At 61.5% G+C, this 19,102-nt stretch carries 15 protein-coding genes and 1 tRNA gene; 4 read left to right on the top strand and 12 right to left on the bottom strand.

Annotated elements, in window-relative coordinates; all coding sequences use genetic code 11:
* From OU419_RS01620 to OU419_RS01605, 4 genes are all read right to left on the bottom strand, one after another.
* A complete protein-coding gene (locus tag OU419_RS01620; RefSeq protein ID WP_254469955.1) occupies window positions 1-771 on the bottom strand; it encodes a uroporphyrinogen-III synthase in 771 nt (256 codons plus the stop codon).
* The gene (gene hemC / locus OU419_RS01615) at window positions 768-1,709 is read right to left on the bottom strand and encodes a hydroxymethylbilane synthase (RefSeq protein ID WP_254469954.1); all 942 of its coding nucleotides are present in this window, start codon (window positions 1,707-1,709) and stop codon (window positions 768-770) included. Before hemC ends, OU419_RS01620 begins: the two co-directional genes overlap by 4 nt.
* Before the next feature lie 105 nt (window positions 1,710-1,814).
* Window positions 1,815-2,561 (bottom strand): alginate biosynthesis regulator AlgR, encoded by a 747-nt coding sequence (gene algR / locus OU419_RS01610; protein WP_254469953.1) that lies wholly within the window; start codon window positions 2,559-2,561, stop codon window positions 1,815-1,817.
* Window positions 2,562-2,565: 4 nt separating this feature from the next.
* Window positions 2,566-3,636 carry a sensor histidine kinase gene (locus OU419_RS01605; protein ID WP_254470347.1) on the bottom strand — a complete coding sequence of 357 codons (1,071 nt, stop codon included), beginning with the start codon at window positions 3,634-3,636 and terminating at the stop codon, window positions 2,566-2,568.
* A 242-nt stretch (window positions 3,637-3,878) separates the two neighbouring features.
* Between OU419_RS01605 and argH the strand changes: the two genes are divergently transcribed.
* Both argH and OU419_RS01595 read left to right on the top strand, forming a co-directional pair.
* Entirely contained in the window at window positions 3,879-5,273 is a 1,395-nt protein-coding gene (gene argH, locus OU419_RS01600; RefSeq protein WP_254469952.1) for an argininosuccinate lyase, read from the top strand.
* Window positions 5,274-5,285: 12 nt separating this feature from the next.
* The gene (locus OU419_RS01595) at window positions 5,286-5,999 is read left to right on the top strand and encodes a hypothetical protein (protein ID WP_254469951.1); all 714 of its coding nucleotides are present in this window, start codon (window positions 5,286-5,288) and stop codon (window positions 5,997-5,999) included.
* Between the two features lie 2 nt (window positions 6,000-6,001).
* Here OU419_RS01595 and OU419_RS01590 read toward each other — a convergent pair whose 3' ends face one another.
* The 3 genes from OU419_RS01590 to gabD all read right to left on the bottom strand — a co-directional run bounded on the left by OU419_RS01590 (window position 6,002) and on the right by gabD (window position 10,350).
* Window positions 6,002-7,198, bottom strand: coding sequence for an HDOD domain-containing protein (locus OU419_RS01590; RefSeq protein ID WP_254469950.1), 1,197 nt, complete (start codon window positions 7,196-7,198; stop codon window positions 6,002-6,004).
* Between the two features lie 222 nt (window positions 7,199-7,420).
* Window positions 7,421-8,701: a 4-aminobutyrate--2-oxoglutarate transaminase gene (gene gabT / locus OU419_RS01585; RefSeq protein WP_254469949.1), complete on the bottom strand. Its 1,281-nt coding sequence runs from the start codon at window positions 8,699-8,701 to the stop codon at window positions 7,421-7,423.
* 197 nt (window positions 8,702-8,898) lie between these two features.
* The gene (gene gabD, locus OU419_RS01580; RefSeq protein ID WP_254469948.1) at window positions 8,899-10,350 is read right to left on the bottom strand and encodes an NADP-dependent succinate-semialdehyde dehydrogenase; all 1,452 of its coding nucleotides are present in this window, start codon (window positions 10,348-10,350) and stop codon (window positions 8,899-8,901) included.
* A gap of 761 nt (window positions 10,351-11,111) precedes the next feature.
* Here gabD and OU419_RS01575 point away from each other — a divergent pair.
* Window positions 11,112-11,188 (top strand) — tRNA-Arg (locus tag OU419_RS01575).
* Between the two features lie 293 nt (window positions 11,189-11,481).
* On the opposite strand, the gene OU419_RS01570 is transcribed toward OU419_RS01575, so the two are convergent.
* Genes OU419_RS01570 through OU419_RS01560 form a run of 3 tightly spaced genes read right to left on the bottom strand, consistent with a single transcriptional unit; the run spans window position 11,482 to window position 13,164 of the window.
* Window positions 11,482-11,766 (bottom strand): hypothetical protein, encoded by a 285-nt coding sequence (locus OU419_RS01570; RefSeq protein WP_034030899.1) that lies wholly within the window; start codon window positions 11,764-11,766, stop codon window positions 11,482-11,484.
* A gap of 11 nt (window positions 11,767-11,777) precedes the next feature.
* Entirely contained in the window at window positions 11,778-12,938 is a 1,161-nt protein-coding gene (locus OU419_RS01565) for an Arm DNA-binding domain-containing protein (RefSeq protein ID WP_034030900.1), read from the bottom strand.
* On the bottom strand, window positions 12,931-13,164 hold the full coding sequence (locus tag OU419_RS01560; protein WP_012703418.1) for a hypothetical protein: 234 nt from the start codon (window positions 13,162-13,164) through the stop codon (window positions 12,931-12,933). Before OU419_RS01560 ends, OU419_RS01565 begins: the two co-directional genes overlap by 8 nt.
* Window positions 13,165-13,314: 150 nt before the next feature.
* On the opposite strand from OU419_RS01560, the gene OU419_RS01555 reads away from it, so the two are divergent.
* Window positions 13,315-13,527 carry a helix-turn-helix domain-containing protein gene (locus OU419_RS01555; protein WP_012703419.1) on the top strand — a complete coding sequence of 71 codons (213 nt, stop codon included), beginning with the start codon at window positions 13,315-13,317 and terminating at the stop codon, window positions 13,525-13,527.
* Window positions 13,528-13,545: 18 nt separating this feature from the next.
* On the opposite strand, the gene OU419_RS01550 is transcribed toward OU419_RS01555, so the two are convergent.
* Window positions 13,546-16,671, bottom strand: coding sequence for a site-specific integrase (locus OU419_RS01550; RefSeq protein WP_034030902.1), 3,126 nt, complete (start codon window positions 16,669-16,671; stop codon window positions 13,546-13,548).
* Window positions 16,656-19,100: a site-specific integrase gene (locus tag OU419_RS01545; protein WP_034030904.1), complete on the bottom strand. Its 2,445-nt coding sequence runs from the start codon at window positions 19,098-19,100 to the stop codon at window positions 16,656-16,658. Before OU419_RS01545 ends, OU419_RS01550 begins: the two co-directional genes overlap by 16 nt.
* Between the last annotated feature and the right edge of the window lie 2 nt (window positions 19,101-19,102).

Genomic DNA, 19,102 nt, shown 5'->3' with positions numbered 1-19,102 from the left:
TCAGAAATTATTCTCGTCGGCACCTCTCAGCGCCTCCATCAGTGCCGCAGCGCTGGCGCCCCGACAATCGATCACTCGCAATGCGCCCAGCTCGCGGGCCTGGCTGGCAACGCGCGGACTCGGGACGAACAGCGGCAGCGCGCTCACTTGCGGCCAGTCCTGCGCGGCGAGCCGATGCAGGTGTTCGAGCCCCTGCCCGCTGCTGACCACTACAGCATTCAAATGCTCGTCCCGGATACGCCTCGGCAGCTCCCCCGGAGGATAGGACGGCAATTCGCGGCGGTAGAGTTCCAGATAGTCGACCGCCACGCCTTGGCCGCGCAGGCAATCGGCAAGGAATTCTCGGCCACCCTCGCCGCGCATGATCAGGACCTTCGGATCATGCACCTGCAACGCCTGCTCCAGCGTCGGCAGCTTCAGCAGAGCTTCGCTGTCGTCACCGTCAGCGGGGTAGCCCACGTCCAGGCCGTACTGCTCGAGAATGGCCGCCGTCGCCGCGCCAACCGTGAACCAGCACTGGTTCGCCGGCGGCTGTGGCCAGTAACGATCCAGACGCTCAAGCCCGAGGCGCGCCGCCGGCTTGCTGACCACGATAACCGCGCAATAGCGGTCCAGGTCAAGAATCAGGCTGCGCTCAGCCGCCGACTCGGGCCGCGGCGAGATCGCCAGCAATGGCAGACTGGCACTGTGAATGCCCGCTTCGGCGAGACTCGCGGCCAGCGCCGCACACTCCTCTTCCGGACGGGTCAGCAGCAGCCGCCAGCGGCTCACGGGTGACCGGCCTCACCGTAGACCGCGGAAAGAATGTCCTGGGCGCCCTGCTCCAGCAGGTCCTCGGCCACCCTGATGCCGAGTGATTCGGCGTCGGCCTGCGGGGCGCGCGCTTCGGCGCGCAGCAGTTGGGAGCCATCCGGCTGGCCAACCAGGCCGCGCAGCCAGAGCTGTTCGCCTTCGAGAATGGCATAGCAGGCGATGGGCACTTGGCAGCCACCGTTCAGGCGCTTGTTCAACGCGCGCTCGGCAGTGACCCGCAGGGCGGTCTCGCGATGGTGCAGGGGTTCCAGCAGCGCATGGATCTCGGCGTCGGCAGTACGGCATTCGATGCCGACCGCTCCCTGGCCACCCGCGGGCAGGCTGGCTTCGACGCTGATGGAGGAGCGAATGCGGCCCTCGAAGCCCAGGCGAATCAGGCCGGCTGCCGCGAGGATGATGGCGTCGTATTCACCGGCGTCCAGCTTGGCCAGACGGGTGTTGACGTTACCGCGCAGAAAGCGGATCTGCAGGTCCGGACGGCTGGCCAGCAACTGGGCCTGGCGGCGCAGGCTGGAAGTGCCGACCACACTGCCGGCGGGCAGCGCATCGAGACTGGGGTACGCGTTGGATACGAAGGCATCGCGCGGGTCTTCACGCTCGCAGATGCAGTACAGACCGAGCCCCTCCGGGAAGTCCATCGGCACATCCTTCATGGAGTGCACGGCGATATCGGCCTCGTTCTCCAGCAGCGCGGTTTCCAGCTCCTTGACGAACAACCCCTTGCCGCCAATCTTCGCCAACGGCGCATCGAGGAGCTTGTCGCCGCGGCTGGTCATCGGCAGGAGGGTCACGATCAGGCCGGGATGAGCCTGTTCCAGGCGGGCCTTGACGTACTCGGCCTGCCAAAGGGCCAGGGCGCTCTGGCGCGTGGCGATACGAATTTCGCGAGAAGACATGGGCATTTCCGTGCAAAAGATGCGTGCCCGCATGATAACAGCTCACGCAGGCAGAAGCCTGGGAGGGGCGTTCCCAGGCTTCATGCGGGATGCGGCACTCTGTCGCTACAGGTTGTGCATGAGCCGCCGGACGCCGGCGACATGCCGACGGCTGACGGTCAAGGCATCGCCATTGAGCCCCTTCAGATACAACTGGAAATGACCCAGCGGTGTGCGCTGCAGACGTTCGATGCGCTCGCGGGAAACCAGCGCGTTGCGGTGAATACGCACGAAACGCTCGCCGAACTCATCTTCCAGAGCCTTCAGCGGCTCGTCGAGCAGCACCTCACCGCCAGCGTGGCGAAGGGTCACATACTTGTGGTCGGCGATGAAGAAGATCACGTCTTCCAGCGGGATCAGCTCGATCCCCTTGCGGGTCCGCGCACTGATGTGACTGCGAGGTCCGGGGCCGCCAGCCGCCGGGGGCTTGGTCAGCGCCGCCAGTTGCACGCGGTTGGGACGCGAAGCCTTTTTCAGCGCTTCGGCCAGGTCCTCGCTGCGAACCGGCTTCACCAGATAGCCAACCGCACTGACCTGGAACGCTTCAAGGGCGAATTCATCATGGGCGGTGCAGAAGATCACCGCCGGGGGGGCTTCGCGCTCGCACAGCTTGGCCGCGACCTGAAGCCCGTCCAGGCCGGGCATGCGGATATCCAGCAGGACGATATCCGGCTTCAGGCTATCGATCAGCGTCAGCGCTTCTTCACCATTGCTGGCTGAGGGCTCAAGGACGCGATATCCGTCCAGTTGCCCCACCAGTCGGGCCAGGCGCTCTCGCGCCAGGGGTTCGTCATCGACGATCAGGACATTCATAAGCTCAGGCTTCCTGCATGAGACGCGCACAAGGATAGCGTAGACAGGTGTAGTGCCGTCCGTCACGGCGCTCGACGCTGAGACTAGCTTTTGGCCCGAAAAGTGCCGCAAGCCGTGCTGCAATATTTTGCAGCGCCTGCCTGGTACCCTTCGTGGGCAGCGTCTGCGTCGACTCGTCGTACGGGTTGCTCACGCAGAGCTGGAACACACCGTCACGGTAGTCCGCCTCAACCTTCACCAGGCCGCCTTCGATGCGCGGCTGGATGCCATAAATCAACGAGTTCTCCAACAACGGCTGCAACGTCAGCTGGGGAATCGGCACGCCATCGGGCACGCCGCTCACCTGCCAGTCCATCTGCAACCGGTCGCCAAGACGGAACTGCTCAATGGAAAGATAGCGTCTGGCCAACTCGAGTTCCTCCCCCCAGGAAATTAATGTTCCCGGTTTGGCCAGGCTGGCACGGAACAGGTCCGACAGATTCAGCACAGCCAGCTCGGCTTTGCCCGGATCGAGCTCGATCAGGCTGGCGATGCTGTTCAGGCTGTTGAAAAGGAAATGCGGACGGATGCGCGCCTGCAGCGATTCGATCCGCGCCCGCAGCTCAGCCTGTTCCTGACGCCGCCATTGGCTCTGGAGATAAAAGTAGCGTAGCAACAGGGTGGACATGATGAGGGCGATCAACGCATGGCGCAGATAGAGATTCACCTCGCCGGCACGGGACATGGGCCCGCCAAGGGAGAGATAGTCTGCCGCTGCGGTGCAGGCCAGGGTCAGCGCCACCACCAGCGCGCAACTGAGTATGCCGGAGGCCCAGACCGGCCAGCGCGCCAGCAGCGGCCGTAGCTGGCACAGCAGACCGGCCGAGAGCAGCACGATCCACTGCACGAAAAGCGAGACCAGCGCCAGGCGGACCCAGTTGAAGCTTGGCGTCATCGGCTCGGCGAGCACCAGCACCAGCACCAGCAGCTCGGCCAGCAGCACCAGGCTGAACAGCGCTTCGGGCTGGCACAGTTCGGGTATGAAGAAATCGTCTTGGGGCGCCGGCTCGGAGCCGGTCTTGGCGAATATGGGCATCCGGGCAGTTTCCGCGTACGCCTGAGCGGCGGCAAGCTTGGAGGCGCCGCGCGGGCTAAATTGAGCGCCGAAATGTCGGCCAACGCAAAGATCGTCCCCGGCCACGCGGCAAGCCACCACACCGCCCCCTGCCGGTCCCGCCGAAGCGCCGCCGGTTTTGTCCTTCAGCCTGCTATTATCGTCGCACTTTGCCCGTCATGCAGGCCGCGCGCCGGCCTGCCCCGTTTCCGCGAGAGAGATCCATGAGCGTAGAGAAGACCAACCAGTCCTGGGGCGGCCGCTTCAGCGAACCCGTCGATGCCTTTGTCGCCCGCTTCACCGCTTCCGTCGACTTCGACAAGCGCCTCTACCGCCACGACATCATGGGCTCCATCGCCCACGCCACCATGCTGGCGAAGGTCGGCGTCCTGACCGATGCCGAGCGCGACACCATCATCGATGGCCTCAAGCAGATCCAGAGCGAAATCGAAGCCGGCACCTTCGACTGGCGCGTCGACCTGGAAGATGTGCACATGAACATCGAGGCGCGCCTGACCGACCGCATCGGCGTCACCGGCAAGAAACTGCACACCGGCCGCTCGCGCAACGACCAGGTAGCCACCGACATCCGCCTGTGGCTGCGTGACGAGATCGACCTGATCCTCGCCGAAATCACCCGCCTGCAACAGGGTCTGCTGGGCCTGGCAGACGCCGAAGCGGGCACCATCATGCCCGGCTTCACCCATCTGCAGACCGCCCAGCCGGTGACCTTCGGTCACCACCTGCTGGCCTGGTTCGAAATGCTCAGCCGCGACTACGAGCGCCTGGTGGACTGCCGCAAGCGCGCCAATCGCATGCCGCTGGGCAGTGCCGCACTGGCCGGCACCACCTACCCGATCGACCGCACAATCACCTGCGAACTGCTGGGATTCGAAGCGATCTCCGGCAACTCGCTGGACGGCGTATCCGACCGTGACTTCGCCATCGAATTCTGCGCAGCCGCCTCCGTGGCGATGATGCACCTGTCGCGCTTCTCCGAAGAGCTGGTGCTCTGGACCAGCGCGCAGTTCCAGTTCATCGACCTGCCCGACCGCTTCTGCACCGGCTCCTCGATCATGCCGCAGAAGAAGAACCCGGACGTTCCCGAGCTGGTACGCGGCAAATCCGGCCGCGTGTTCGGCCACCTCGCTGGCCTGCTGACCCTGATGAAAGGCCAGCCGCTGGCCTACAACAAGGACAACCAGGAAGACAAGGAGCCGCTGTTCGACGCCGCAGACACCCTGCGCGACAGCCTGCGCGCCTTCGCCGACATGGTCCCGGCGATCAAGCCCAAGCGCGAGATCATGCGCGAAGCAGCTCGCCGCGGCTTCTCCACCGCCACCGACCTCGCCGACTACCTGGTCCGCAAGGGCCTGCCTTTCCGCGACTGCCACGAAATCGTCGGACATGCCGTGAAGTACGGTGTCGACAGTGGCAAGGACCTGGCCGAGATGAGCCTGGACGAACTGCGCCGGTTCAGCGACCAGATCGACGATGACGTGTTCGCCGTGCTGACCCTGGAAGGTTCGGTGAACGCCCGTGACCACATCGGTGGCACCGCGCCGAACCAGGTCCGTGCCGCCGTGGTTCGCGGCAAGGAACTGCTGGCGGCGCGCTAAGCGCATCGGTCCATGCACTACTGGAACCAGTCGAACTTCGAAGGACTGGAACGGCTCGCCGATGAGCTGGCGAGCCTGCCCGGCCTGCAGGCGCTGGCGGATTATGCCCGCGCCCGCAGCCAGGGCCGGCGCCGCGAGGCCTTCGCCGCCCTCGACGGATTCCTGCGCAACGCCCCACCCCCGGAGTCCCTGCCTGCCCGCGAGCTAAGCCTGCTGATCCTGACACTGCATGGCCAGACCCGCGAAGCCCATCAGTTCCTCGCCCAGCCGCTGCTCTCGCGGTTCCTGCTCCCGGCGCTACGCGCCTGGGCAGACAGCGAACCGACGGCGCATGCGCCGCTGCACTGGCTGGGGTTGCTGCAGAACGATGGCGACCTTCTGCGCCGCGCGCTATCTGCCTGCCCGGATGATGTCGCCGTTCGCTGCCGGTTGATCGATTTCGCCCTGGGTGCCGCGGACTATGCGACACACCATCTGAACGAGGGCTTCTTCATCGGAGAACCGGCCGGTGCGCGTCAAGCGCTGGAGCTAGCAGCGCAACTCATCGCCGAAGCGCCGCAAACCAGTCCATTCTCGCGCCACTCCGACGAGGTCGCACAGCTCTCTGCCCTGCTGGATGACTGGCAGGCTTACTCGGACCACCCCGAAGGCAGTTTCGCCGACTGGTGCGCCGCCAGACAGCGGCCCTATGCCTGGGCGAAGAAGTACTACTACTCGCAGACCTGAGCTCAGGCACATCCCAGGCAACGCAATTGCTCCGGGGTCAGTTGCAGCATGCGCGTGGCCTTGTGATCCCTGAGCCTGGACAGCTCATCGCCGGACAATCGCGCCGCACTGGCAGCCAGATTGACGATCAGCGCTTCCCGACTGAATACGCCGTTGTCGATGGCATAGGCCGCCGCTATCAGGTTGCGCAGCTCCAGCGGCAAGCGCCAGCGCGTACGCAGGGCGGAGCCGAAGCCGGCGCCGTGTTCCCTCAGCGCCCGATCCACTTCCTCCTCACTCAAGGCTCCACCGGAGCTGCGCCAGTCCTGCAGGCTGCGCAGCAGGGCGAGGTCTCCCAGGCAGTGCAGCAAACCGGCAGTGAAGCAGCGATCCGCGTCCGCACCAAGCGACTCCGCGAGGACGAAAGCACTGTCGGCACTTCGCTGCGAAAGTTGCCAGAATCGCTCGGCACGCTCCTTCAGCAAGGAGTCATCGAGTGTTGCAGCACGCTGCAGGGCGACCGCCAGCATCAGGTTCAGCGCGTGTGCCACTCCCAGCCGCGACAACGCCTGCAGCAGCGTCTGACAGGGCATGCCGACATGGCGTGCGGCGCTGTTGGCGGCGGAGATCAGGCACGCTGTGATCTGCGGGTCGTGGCCGAACTCCTGCTCCAGCATCTCCAGACTGACATCCGCCGCCTCCATGCAGCGATTCACCGCCAGGCCGACCGCGCCCATCAACGGCGCGCCGTCGGTGGCATCGCGCTCGGTCTGCAGGTAGCGCTCGAGCGACAGACTCTGCTCCAGCGCCGGCAGCTCGCAGACGACGTTTTCCCCAGGCGCCAGCAAGAGCGCCCGCAAGCGTTCGCGCAGGTTCTCGGCGTTGAACGGCTTGACCAGATAGGCCGTCGGCGCCAACGGCAGCGCGGCGCGCACACTGGCCGCGTCGGCCTTGGAACTGATCAGGATGAATGGGTGCGCAGTTGGCCCCCGGCGCAGCGCACGCACCTGGCGCAACAGCTCCAGGCCGTCGCTGCCAGCCAACTCGCGCTCGGCGAGGATCAGAGCGTAGGGTTGTCGACGGCAGGCCTCGATCGCGGCCACACCGTCCTCGCAGAACTGCACGCTGGCATCGCAGCGCACACTGAGCACCAGTTGGCTCAGAAGTTCACGGCTCCAGGGATCGCTGGCGGCGACCAGCACACCGGGAGAAGCGCTCATGAATCACCTCTTTAGAATCGGATGCCTGCGCCTGCACGAACAACCGATCCAGAGCGTTCCTTGCCGGTTCTCGCGTCCTCGGGCGCCGTCGGCCAGGGGCCTGCGGATTTAGGCGCAGCGTAGTCCAAAGCCGCCAGGCTTTCCCAGGCCCACCAACAAAAGGGCACAAAAAAAGGCCCGCTTTCGCGGGCCTTTTTCTTACAGCGGCTGAACCGTCAAGGCTCAGGCCAGCTCGTCGAAGCACTCGGCCAGGATGGCCAGGCCCTTGTCCAGCTGGGCATCCGGGATGGTTACCGGCATCAGGAAGCGGATGACGTTGTAATAGGTACCGCAGGAGAGCAGGATCAGACCTTTCTCACGTGCACGAACCACGATCTTGCTCACCAGCTCTGCAGCCGGCTTGTGGGTATCACCGCCTTCGAACAGCTCGATGGCGATCATCGAACCCAGGCCGCGAACGTCGCCGATGACCTTGTGCTTGGCCTGGATGTCGCGCAGACCAGCCTTCAGGCGCTCGCCAACGGCTTGCGAACGCTCCAGCAGCTTCTCTTCGTCGAACACTTTCAGCACGGCCAGGGCCGCGGCGCAAGCGATCGGGCTACCGGCATAGGTGCCGCCCAGGCCGCCCGGAGCGATGGCGTCCATGATCTCGGCCTTGCCAGCAACGCCGGAGATCGGGAAGCCGCCGCCAACAGACTTGGCGAAGGTGGTCAGGTCCGGAACGATACCCAGTTGCTCGGTGGCGAAGAAGGTGCCGGTACGGCCAGCGCCAGTCTGGACTTCGTCAGCGATCAGCAGGATGCCGTGCTCGTCGCACAGTGCGCGCAGGCGCTGCATGAAGGACTTGGAGTTGACGTAGAAGCCACCCTCGCCCTGCACCGGCTCGATGATGATGGCGGCGATGTCGCGCGGCTGGGCGTCGTTCTTGAAGATGCGCTCGATGCTGGCGATGGAATCGTCTTCGCTCACGCCGTGCAGTTCGCACGGAGCCAGGGCGCGGAAGATGCCGCCCGGCATCAGGCCCATGCCAGCGGAGTACGGAACGACCTTGCCGGTCAGGCCCAGGGTCATCATGGTACGGCCGTGGTAGGCGCCGGTGAAGGCGATCACGCCAGCGCGGCCAGTAGCGGCGCGAGCGATCTTGACGGCGTTCTCAACGGCTTCGGAACCGGAGGTGACCAGCAGGGTCTTCTTCGGGAAGTTGCCCGGAACGCGCTTGGCGATTTCTTCGGCCAGCTCGATGTAGGGCTCGTAGGCCAGTACCTGGAAGCAGGTGTGGGACAGCTTGGTCAGTTGTTCCTGAACGGCAGCGATCACTTTCGGGTGCAGGTGACCGGTGTTCAGTACGGCAATGCCGCCGGCGAAGTCGATGTACTCACGACCTTCGACGTCCCACACGGTGGAGTTCTCGGCGCGCTCGGCGACGACCGGGTGGATCTGGCCTACACCGCGCGGTACGGCGGCCTGACGACGTTGCAGCAGGGATTCGTTGGTTTTGCTCATAGCTTCCTCAGTGGCCGCTCATCGGGCGACCGGATCAAAGGATGGAAGCGGGGAGAAGCCTCTCGCGACAGCATACGATGATCGACTGTCGTGGAACTTGCGGCCCGCCAGACGGGTTGTCCGGTGCTACCACCGGAAAACGCCGGCGCGAAGGTTGCTGTCAGCTCTTGCCTGCCACCCGCACGCCCACGGAAAAATCAGATACCGCCGAGGCAGAGGTACTTGATCTCGAGGTAGTCCTCGATACCGTACTTCGAACCTTCGCGGCCCAGGCCGGAAGCCTTGATGCCGCCGAACGGCGCCACTTCGTTGGAAATCAGGCCGGTATTGATGCCCACCATGCCATATTCCAGCTGCTCGGCCACGCGGAATACGCGAGCGAGGTCACGAGCGTAGAAGTAGGATGCCAGGCCGAACTCGGTGTCGTTGGACATGGCGATGACTTCGGCCTCGTCCTTGAAGCGGAACACCGGCGCCAGCGGGCCGAAGGTTTCGTCCTTGGACACCAGGGCATTCTTCGGCACGTCGACCAGGATGGTCGGCTCGAAGAAGGTGCCACCCAGGGCGTGCGGCTTGCCGCCAGTGAGGACCTTGGCACCCTTGGAAACGGCGTCGGCGATGTGCTCTTCGACCTTGGCAACGGCCTTGGAATCGATCAGCGGACCGGTGGTGACGCCCTGCTCCAGGCCGTTGCCGATGTTCAGCTTGGCCACGGCGGCCTTCAGCTTCTCGACGAAGGCATCGTACACACCGTCCTGCACATACAGGCGGTTGGCGCAGACGCAGGTCTGGCCGTTGTTGCGGTACTTGGAGATCAGCGCGCCGTCGACGGCGGCGTCCAGGTCGGCATCGTCGAACACGATGAACGGCGCGTTGCCGCCCAGTTCCAGGGACACTTTCTTGATGTCCTTGGCGCATTCGGCCATCAGTTGACGGCCGATTTCGGTCGAGCCGGTGAAGGTCAGCTTGCGCACGATCGGGTTGCTGGTCAGCTCGCCGCCGACTTCGCCGGCGCTGCCGGTGACGACGCTGAACACGCCCTTCGGAATACCGGCGCGCTCTGCCAGCTCGGCCAGGGCCAGGGCGGAGTACGGGGTCTGCGAGGCGGGCTTGAGGACCATCGTGCAGCCAGCGGCCAAGGCCGGGCCGGCTTTACGGGTGATCATCGCCGACGGGAAGTTCCACGGTGTGATGGCCGCAGTCACGCCGATCGGCTGCTTGATCACGATGATGCGCTTGTCCGGCTGGTGACCCGGAATGGTGTCGCCGTAGATGCGCTTGGCTTCTTCACCGAACCACTCGAGGAAGGAGGCGGCGTAGGCGATCTCGCCCTTGGCTTCGGCCAGCGGCTTGCCCTGCTCGATGGTCATCAGGCGAGCCAGGTCGTCCTGATTCTCGATCATCAGATCGAACCACTTGCGCAGCTTGTTGGCGCGCTCCTTGGCGGTCAGCGCGCGCCAGGCCGGCAAGGCCTTGTCGGCGGCTTCGATAGCGCGACGGGTCTCGGCGGCACCCATCTTCGGCACGGTACCGATGATCTCGTTGGTGGCCGGGTTGTTCACGTTGATGGTCTTGCCGCTGTCGGCGTCGACCCAGGAACCGTCAATGTAAGCCTGTTGGCGGAACAGCTTGGCATCATTGAGTTGCATGACCTGTCTCCTTTCGAGGAAAGCCTGTGGACGGCGGGTCTACCTCGAGTCCCCGCCCGTCTTGTTGTCTGGATTGGAGAGACCACGGGTCTCTACCGTTCATTCGCCCTGATCGGCCATCACCGGCGCCAGAGGCGATGGCCGCCACATCATTGGGCGAGCGCCGGGCGAACGGCTCTTAGTTCGCTCGGCACGCGGACACGAAAAAACGCAGGCCGGGGTCATTGCCCCGTCTGGTTCGAATCGCTCACGCACGGATTCCCGGATTGAAACCAGGAGCACGCCGCCACTACAACCTTCCGGTACGCTGATCGACGGAAGCCGCACAGGGACAAGTCACTTAGGACAAGCGGTTGGCACATCGGAAAAATGTCATCCCGCAGGCACGCGGCCGGCTGCTGTGATGCCAAGTCCCCGGTCTCCTGTTGTTGTGATTGGACGGCGTTTGAAATCTCAAACGAATCCTAGGGCCCTCGACCACAAAGGGCAAGAGCTTGTTGGACGAAACCAACGAGGCTATCAGATTGCAGAGCCTTTTCGGAGAACCTCTACCGACAAGCGGCACTTTTCGTTCGATATCATGAACGAGCGTACTGCCATTGGACGCCCAAGCCCGAGATGCGTATGATTGCCGCCTGCCGCGCCAGCCGCGGCATACGCATCCGTAGCTCAGCTGGATAGAGTACTGCCCTCCGAAGGCAGTGATCATCGGGTTGAGGAACTCGGAAGCTAGTGGTCAAATAGGCCGCTGCAAAATTTACGCACCAGTAGCTCAGCTGGATAGAGTACCGCCCTCCGAAGGCGGGGGTCGTGGGTTCGAATCCCGCCTGGTGCGCCATATCTCCCTGATTTAAAAGACTTTCACTTAAAGTCTCGACCGATTCTGTTCATGGATCGGCCCTCTCCCAAGCTCCCGCCCGGCATCAGCCAGCGAACTGCAGTGACTACTGCCCTCAGCACCATTTTTCGGCCGCTTTTTGGGCTGTGCCAATTCTGTGCCCAAGCCGTGCCACGCGAGCGAACGGGATGCTGCTTCACACCCGGCGATTGAGCACTGGCCATGAGCGGGCACATCTCCTCTATCGGTTTGAGGCCCGTAAGTAGAAGGGGCCTTTCGGCCCCTTCGTCGGTTCAGTTGTTGATCAGGTCTTCCAGTTTTTCGATCAGGAAATCCAGCGGACTGCGGCCCTCCAAGCGCTTTTCGAAGACCTCGTCGCGGTGGTAGGCAACCCAGGTGTCGAGCGCCTGACGGTTGTCCTTCTCGAAGCCGGAGCCGAGGATGCAGACCAACTCGGTTCCACGAGGGTGTTCCAGATAGTGGCTCATGGCCGAGGCCAAGTGCTTCAGGTACTGGTGCTCGCGAGCCTCCATCGATGGGTGCAGAAAGGTGACGTTGCTGCGCTTGATCAATTTCATGGCGCCACTCCTCAGGCCTTGAGATTGGCTTGAATAAGGTTGTCGAAGGCACTGCCGTCGCGCCGTGTCAGGTTGGGGACATAACGCGAGTAGACTCGGAACAGCATCTCTGTAGTCGTATGTCCCATCTGCCTGGCGATCCATTCCGGGTTTTCACCCGCGGCTAGCCACAGGGTCGCCGCGGTATGGCGGGTCTGATAGGGGCGCCGTCGGCGCAGCCCCAGGTGGCGAAGCAACGGATACCAGACCCGGTTGTTGATATTGCGGTACGCAAATGGCGTCTCCTCCCGACTGCAGAAGACGAACTGCCCGACACCGGTCTTCTGCTGCTGATCGAGCAGGGCCTGGTAAACCGGCCCCGACATGTCGATCTCGCGCTGCGAGCCGTCATTCTTCGTGTAATCGAGCTTGCCGCCGACCCAGCTTTCGCGGATCAGAATCTGCCGGCGTTGGAAATCGACGTATTTCCACTGCAGGCCATCGATTTCTGCAGTGCGCATGCCGGTAAAGAAGCGCACCGTGTAGTAATTGCGGAAGTCTTCACGTACTGCCCCAAGGATCTGCAGCACCTCTTCCAGAGTGAAGGGCTCCACATCGGTCTTGGGGACCTTCAGCGATTTGATGTTGAGGTACGGTGAAGTAAACTCGAACCGGTCAGCTGCCTCACTAAGGATCATGCGCAATGGCGTCATGATGTGGTTGATTCGCGTCGCTGACAGAGCCTGTCCCTTCAGCCCGGGAACTTTGCCGAGTGCCGAGCGGAAGGACAGGATTTCTGCCTTGGTGATGGCGCTGACCTCTTTCTTGCCGAATTCAGGTAGCAGGTATTTATCGAGTGTGAGGCGCACCGTCTTTGTGTGCGTGTCGCGCCACTCCACCCTCTTTTCGTCGAACCAGCGCTCGGCGAAGTCCTTGAACAGCGGTGTCCTCAACTGGGCACAGCCAGCCTGCAGCCGATTGAACTCCGCCACCTTGCTGCTCTGCGGGAAGTAAGTTGCGTAATCAAAGACCCCAAGAGTGATTTCGGCCTCGATGCGCTCGAGGATTTTCTCCAGCTTCCTACGGTTGGCCGGCGTGTCGGGCAGCATCGTCTGCTCACGACAGCGTTTGTCCAGATAGGTGAAGTCGAAGAACAACTTCTGATTGTCCGAGCGGGCGCGAATCTTACCCATGACAGATGCCTCCACCAGCCATCGGCACCAGGCCGGAGGTACGGGAGTACTTCTGCATGTCCTCTTCGATAGCTTCCCAGATGAACAGGATCTTACGACCACCGAAGGGGCGGAAGTAATGGATGCCTTCGAGCAGCACCGAATCCTTCAGTCGATTACGGATAGTGCGCACGTCGTACTTCATGCGCGTGGCAAGCTCTTCGGTTGTTAGATAGGTTTGAGACATTGCAATGTCCTCTCTGCTAGATTGAGCGGCAGAGGAGTCTTATGGACTTCTAAAGCCACATAATGATCTCCTGCAGATCAAAATAACGTCTTTTTTGAACAATGCAAGATCAAAATGATCCCCAGGAGATCATTTTTCCAGGAGAGAAGGATGGTTAAGTGCCATTTGTCCCGCCTACTGGGGGAGCGGAAGCTGAAGATCAGTGACGTAGTGCGGGAGACAGGAATCAACCGGGGAACCCTGACGCGGCTCTATCACGAGACCGCGCAGAGGGTCGAGTTGAAGGACCTGGAGACCATCTGCCGGTACCTGAACTGCCAGGTAGAGGATCTCTTGGAAATCCAGAATGATCCGGAGGGCTGAACAGCCTTCCGGCCCCATTCATGTCCGGAAATGCCAGTCGATGGAGGCCATCAGGAATAGGTAGCGCAGCGCTGCCCCCGAATGTCGGTTCTGCTGCCGCCCCTCCTCCAGCGCCAGCGTGGCCCGAATTCCAAGATGGGTATTTTCGGCATCCGGATTTTCGGGCGCATGCTGGCTAATCGGCCGACGAATATTCCCGAGCTGTTGACGCCAATATGACTTGGCGGCTCTGGGCTTTCGTGTGTCGTAGATAATCAACTCGATGGATTGGGCGGGAGCGCCGATGGCTGTGAGCAGCCACAGGTAGTCCCGTGCATGCTCCTCGTCGCAATCACGGTAAAAACGCAGCGTCGTTTCCGTTGCCCAACAGCGTTCGGCGAAATCGTCTATCGCTCGATTGGCACGCTCGCTCTCCGCTCCCTCCAGCAACTCGTAGAGACGTTCTGCATACCCTGCTACGGCATCTCTTCCACCATGTCGAGGAGGCATTGGTATGAGCGATGGCGTCTCAGCCTGCAGAGAGGCTCGCAGCCTGTGCTTGCCCCCAGCCTCCGGTTGAGATCTCTGCGTCAGGCCGCGGATATACTGAGCTCGATCCAGCATCATGCTCCGCTCTTCTGTCGCGAACTCCAGCCACTCCAGATTGATCTGCCGACCACTACTCTCGGCATACGATGCGTATGCCAGCATCGACTCGATCCGACGAATACGCTCGATCGCCCAGTTATTTTCGACCTGCTGAACGGCGAAACAAACCGCAGCCCGTCGAGGCCGTCTTTTTTTCTTGAGCGACTTGATCCGGCCAATGATCCGCAACAGATGTTCTGGACCGCCGACGGAACCGGAATCCATCGTAGGCAGGCTGACCTTGGCAATCGACGCGACGTTATGCGCGCTGAAAAGCCAGGCCCTGGGGTTCCACTGCCAGGCCTGGGCCATTACCAGAGGCAGGCTGTGGATGTAGTGCAGCAGTGAGGTTTTGGGGCTACCGTGACCGAGCAGAGCACTGACGATATGGACGATACGCCGCGTGGGGCCACCGTGAGCAGATATTAGCGCTTCACGCTGCCTGGCATTGTCGCTGAGCCATCGAGTGGTCAGGGGCAGATCACGGAATATCAACTCCGCCGATGAGTCGGTAATGGTTCCCATCAGTTTGAGCATCTGCCAGGTGGCGCAGGAATGCCGCAGGTGATGGTAGTGAATAACCTCGGAACCTGTGACTGCGCGCATGCAGGCATGAAGTGCTGGTAATAAGGTGCTTTCGCTGACCCACTGAGTTCTCAGCTCCGGGATGCAGAATAGAAACTCCGATGAAGGCGCCCGGCTTTCTTCTGCTTGCCGTTGCTGGTACCAGCCCATCAACAGTTCGAGTTCATCGGGCGCCAACAACAGGCGGAGCGGTAACCGCCGAACCGAGTTCTGGGTTTTCAGACCGCGCTGTGCATGTGGCCGTACAAGCAGGTCAACCGGCAGATCCAACCCTGCCAGCTCCTGGTTGGAGAGAATCTGCATCTCCGGGTGACGCCTGCGAATACGTTCGCTGGCTTCACTTGATAATTCGGGCAGATGTAGATCACTGAGCCGCAGCTTCAAGGCCTCATTGCGCCGCAGGCCCAACCGGAATCCCAAGATCAAGAACAGCTTGGCAGCCGTGACCAGACGCGGGGTCCGTAATTCCAGCCCGCAGGTGTCCAAGGCGCGCAAAACGGCCTGATATTGGTCCTCGGAGAGGATCCGAGCATCAACGCTAGCCACATCCCGGCCAATGCCCAGGACCGAGTAAGGGCTGATCGGTGGATAGTGAAAGCGACGCCCCAGAAATGCGTGGAACTCATGAATAGCCTTGGCCAAGGTGCGGCGCTTGCCATCGGTTATCTGGGCATCGAGGACCGTCTCGTAGACACTCTCCAGTGCATCGGGCTCCATCAGGAAAACACTCTGGCCACCCAATTGCGACGCCAACGCTTCCCCGAGCAGTCGGGTGTACCGGGCGATGCTACTGCGCCCAATATCATGACCGTATACGGACGATCCACCTACCAGGTAGGCAACCCACTCTCTGATGAGCACTTCAAGTGCTTCAGGACCCTCAGTCTCTGGCGATAGCTCGACAGGTTCACTTGCCCGGATCTGCCGACACAAATCCAGCACCCAATTGGGAGTATCGTTTTTTTCCTCTCCGTACTCGTCCGATCTGACACTATCTCCATAGGTGCCAACCGGATCTTCCAAGCCTGGATAGCCGAACATTTCCCCCCAGGACGATGGTCTCAGCGACTGCGATACGAACCCATGTCGACATGCGAAATTCACCAGAATCTGAGGCAGGCGCAATTGCATCTGCATCCACAGCAAATCCAGCAGCTCCGTCAGGCTGGTCGGCAGATCCCGACTTGGTACGCCCCCCCTTCCGAGAAACGCTCGAATACACCTGAGAACAGTTTCTCTGCGCCTCAATCGAGTGCCCATTGCTCGCATATCGTTCGAACAACGGATCAACAGAGCCAGCGTGGCTGGGTCCGGGAACCATTGCCGGTATTCCGCCTGCGCCTTGCCGCGAATGGAGAGGGGCAGTCTTAGTTCCGGAACGCCTGCGATCCACTCGATTCGCTCAGAGGCCACCTCGACTAGGGCATTCAGTTGAGCAATGTCCATCAGGCCGCCACCATAGGCCGCACTCATCAATAGCAGGCCGATGCGCTCCTCTGGGCGGAACGAATCGAGATCCAGCCTCAATCCCTGCTGCAATACATTGAGCAGTTGGCGACTTCTGCGTAGTCGTTCGGCCGTGTAGATGTCGGGGTTGATCGGGTTCGCTGGGCGTTCGACGGCAATGGCGATACGGGCCAATGGGAACCCTGGAATCTGCCTTCTGAGTCGTTGGGTGATGGTGCGCAGCATGTTCCGTAGCGCGTGATTCGTACCAAGCTGCGCCTCCAGTTCACGCACGTGCTCGATCGACACCTCGCGCATGGAACACTTTCCCAATAACCACTGCCCCAGCGGCACTCCAGACGCCTCAGCTATCGTTTTCAGGTGCTCCCGCAGCTCTGGCCTCCAATCCGGCTCATGATCGCCAGCAGCCCATAGATACTCGACCTGTTGATTGTCCAAACGGGGCACGTTCACTCCACCACCCATGGACTACCAAATGCGCACCAGCCCAGATCTTTCAGCAGTCGAGTAATCCACTCACCGACTACCTCTGTGTAAGTCAACGGACAGAACGATGAATATGCGTCCTGCGGCTCCTCCCCTCGCAGCCAGTGCCCCATATACGCAGCTAAAACCTCAGCGGGGCAGCCACGTTCCGCCAGCTCCGTTCGGATGAATTTGCGATAGGCATTGATGCGGTGCGGGATATAGCCAGATACCTGCTCCATATGTTGGTGAATGGTGGCAGGCCGGATCTCCAGGCGGCGAATACCGCTTTCACTAGAGGACAGGAAAAAGCCGCGAGACCACCTACCCTCTTCGTCATGTGGCAGATAGCCGATCAGGTATCGTGTAAGAGCCAGACAGTGCTGGAAGTATTGATCTAACTGGCGCCGCAGCATGGACGGCATGCAGATCAGCCGGCTCATGTGCCGATCATCAGAGTCCTTGTCAGACATGGCGCCCATGCCCAGTATCAGGTCGAACTCATCGGTATATCGCAAAGGGTTGCGGATCGCCCGGCAGCCAGTCGACAGCATGAACATCTGTACAACCCACAGGGTGTAGTGGTTGTGCCAGGTCAGCATGTCGCTGAGGCGACCCGCTGGCTTCCTGCGCAGGACACCGGCCAGGGCTTTCACATTCATCACGACAGTTTCAGGCAGCAGGCAGTGGCTCGCCCCCACCGCTCCGCGCTGAACAATCCCAACCTCTACCGGTTCGTACACCAACCCGGCACAGGCATAGACCTGCCGTAGTACACGCCCCAGTGATTCCGCATAGATACGACGCAAATGATTGGCGTCGAATTGCAGGTAGTAGCGTGGAGTTTGAGCAGATGGCACGCAGACCCCGGACAGCATGGACGCAGCAGCCACGTCGTGGGTGTCCGATACGAGCTGGTGGAACAGGTAATTGCGGACCTTGGTCAGGGTGAAGCGAGGATCGCCCCGGCCCAATAGCTCCAGAACTACCCTAGCCTCGGTTTCCAGTTCCGCAGCCTGCCTCCTGAAAACCTGGTTGGATGAACGCGGGAAATGCCTGAACAGCGCACCGATCAGTGCGGAGCTTCCGGCAAGATCGGGCAGCAGAATACGCAACAGCAACGGACGGATACCCGTTGCAGGCAACCAACGATCGTCGCCAACTAGGTCGGGGCGACGGACAATCACACTGAACCGCTCGGGTGATCCTTTGACCAGAGCCAAGCCATCTGTGCAATCCTCCTCGCACTCCACTACCGTCAACTGCACAACCTGGGTTGTCGGCTGCCCCAGCCATAGGCTGATATGCAATAGCAGGATGGCCTCCATTCGGAGTTGTAACCCCGAGGGATCCTGGGCTTGGGACAACTCTTGCTGGCATGACGCGAACAGGTCACTGGCACCGAACAGCAAATCCCGCAGTTCCACCAAGGTGAACTGGGTGTACGAGAACGGCAACAATTGCCGACTGCGCACGATATGCGCCTCTACGGCTTGCTGGCTGAGCTTGTCCGCAACGTATGGCCGCTCGCTGCCGTCATCATCCAGAATCCATATCTCAACCGGCGGGCTCAGTTCGTCTGGCGCCAACTCTCCTTCATGGGAGTCCGCTGATTCTGCGAGGATGTTGTAATGCCCTGGCAACTGGTCAGGGTCCTCCGGATCGCCCAGCACGAAGCCTCTCGGATCCTCGCTGATAAAGTGGCTCAGCTCCTGTTGGTCTGTTTTTTTTCGCCGGCCTCGGCCACTGCCGCCTCCCGATCTGGTCGGTGGTTCTTCGCCATGGCTATAGCGAACGAATCGGCTGATAGGGGCAAAAAGCTCAGCGTCCACTGACCTGGACTCACTGGGCGAAAAAAGCTGACAGCTCGTCAGGAAATGTTCCGCCGTCCCCCAGATATTCAGCTCGGGAGGGATCGAGCAATGACGCAACTCGCACAATCGACGCAGCCCCAGAAATACGGCGTAGCGCTGCTGGTATAGATTGTCCGAGCGCTGTTGCTGAAACGCGACCAACAGTTGAGCAAGCAGCCGTTCATAGTCGCGCGCCCCCTCGACATCGCGAGGCAGATACCAAAGCACGGCATATGGAAACCCGTGCTTCTTGACTCCCCTGTTCAGTACAGGATTTCTGGAGGGAGCGGGCTCTCCTAGCCAGAACAGCTCGCCCAAATCCCGGAAGATTTCGGACTGTTTTCTCAATGAAATCAGCCACTCGCAGGCTTCCCGCCAGACGAGTGGGTCGCAATCTTGGAGCTGGATGGGCCTGCCGATATCGACGGTACGTAGCACTCGTAGCAGCCCTGTCATCATCCGCGGCAGATCAATCAGATCGGGATGGGCATCCACGGTATCGAGGATGGAGCTGATAACCTGGGGAGATTGGCCCTGTTCCGAGGCCAGGCGAAGAAGCTCGTTCCTCCTGCTCACTG

It is taken from the genome of Pseudomonas triclosanedens (genome assembly GCF_026686735.1).
GTDB classification, from domain to species: Bacteria; Pseudomonadota; Gammaproteobacteria; order Pseudomonadales; family Pseudomonadaceae; genus Pseudomonas; species Pseudomonas triclosanedens.
This window is presented reverse-complemented; position numbering and strand designations above follow the sequence as displayed.

What these genes read in the sequence shown, in the direction of transcription:
- hemC (WP_254469954.1), bottom strand. Translation starts at nt 1,709, where the DNA reads ATGTCTTCTCGCGAAATTCGTATCGCCACGCGCCAGAGCGCCCTGGCC.
- algR (WP_254469953.1), bottom strand. Translation starts at nt 2,561, where the DNA reads ATGAATGTCCTGATCGTCGATGACGAACCCCTGGCGCGAGAGCGCCTG.
- OU419_RS01605 (WP_254470347.1), bottom strand. Translation starts at nt 3,636, where the DNA reads ATGCCCATATTCGCCAAGACCGGCTCCGAGCCGGCGCCCCAAGACGAT.
- argH (WP_254469952.1), top strand. Translation starts at nt 3,879, where the DNA reads ATGAGCGTAGAGAAGACCAACCAGTCCTGGGGCGGCCGCTTCAGCGAA.
- OU419_RS01595 (WP_254469951.1), top strand. Translation starts at nt 5,286, where the DNA reads ATGCACTACTGGAACCAGTCGAACTTCGAAGGACTGGAACGGCTCGCC.
- OU419_RS01590 (WP_254469950.1), bottom strand. Translation starts at nt 7,198, where the DNA reads ATGAGCGCTTCTCCCGGTGTGCTGGTCGCCGCCAGCGATCCCTGGAGC.
- gabT (WP_254469949.1), bottom strand. Translation starts at nt 8,701, where the DNA reads ATGAGCAAAACCAACGAATCCCTGCTGCAACGTCGTCAGGCCGCCGTA.
- gabD (WP_254469948.1), bottom strand. Translation starts at nt 10,350, where the DNA reads ATGCAACTCAATGATGCCAAGCTGTTCCGCCAACAGGCTTACATTGAC.
- OU419_RS01570 (WP_034030899.1), bottom strand. Translation starts at nt 11,766, where the DNA reads ATGAAATTGATCAAGCGCAGCAACGTCACCTTTCTGCACCCATCGATG.
- OU419_RS01565 (WP_034030900.1), bottom strand. Translation starts at nt 12,938, where the DNA reads ATGGGTAAGATTCGCGCCCGCTCGGACAATCAGAAGTTGTTCTTCGAC.
- OU419_RS01560 (WP_012703418.1), bottom strand. Translation starts at nt 13,164, where the DNA reads ATGTCTCAAACCTATCTAACAACCGAAGAGCTTGCCACGCGCATGAAG.
- OU419_RS01555 (WP_012703419.1), top strand. Translation starts at nt 13,315, where the DNA reads ATGGTTAAGTGCCATTTGTCCCGCCTACTGGGGGAGCGGAAGCTGAAG.
- OU419_RS01550 (WP_034030902.1), bottom strand. Translation starts at nt 16,671, where the DNA reads ATGGGTGGTGGAGTGAACGTGCCCCGTTTGGACAATCAACAGGTCGAG.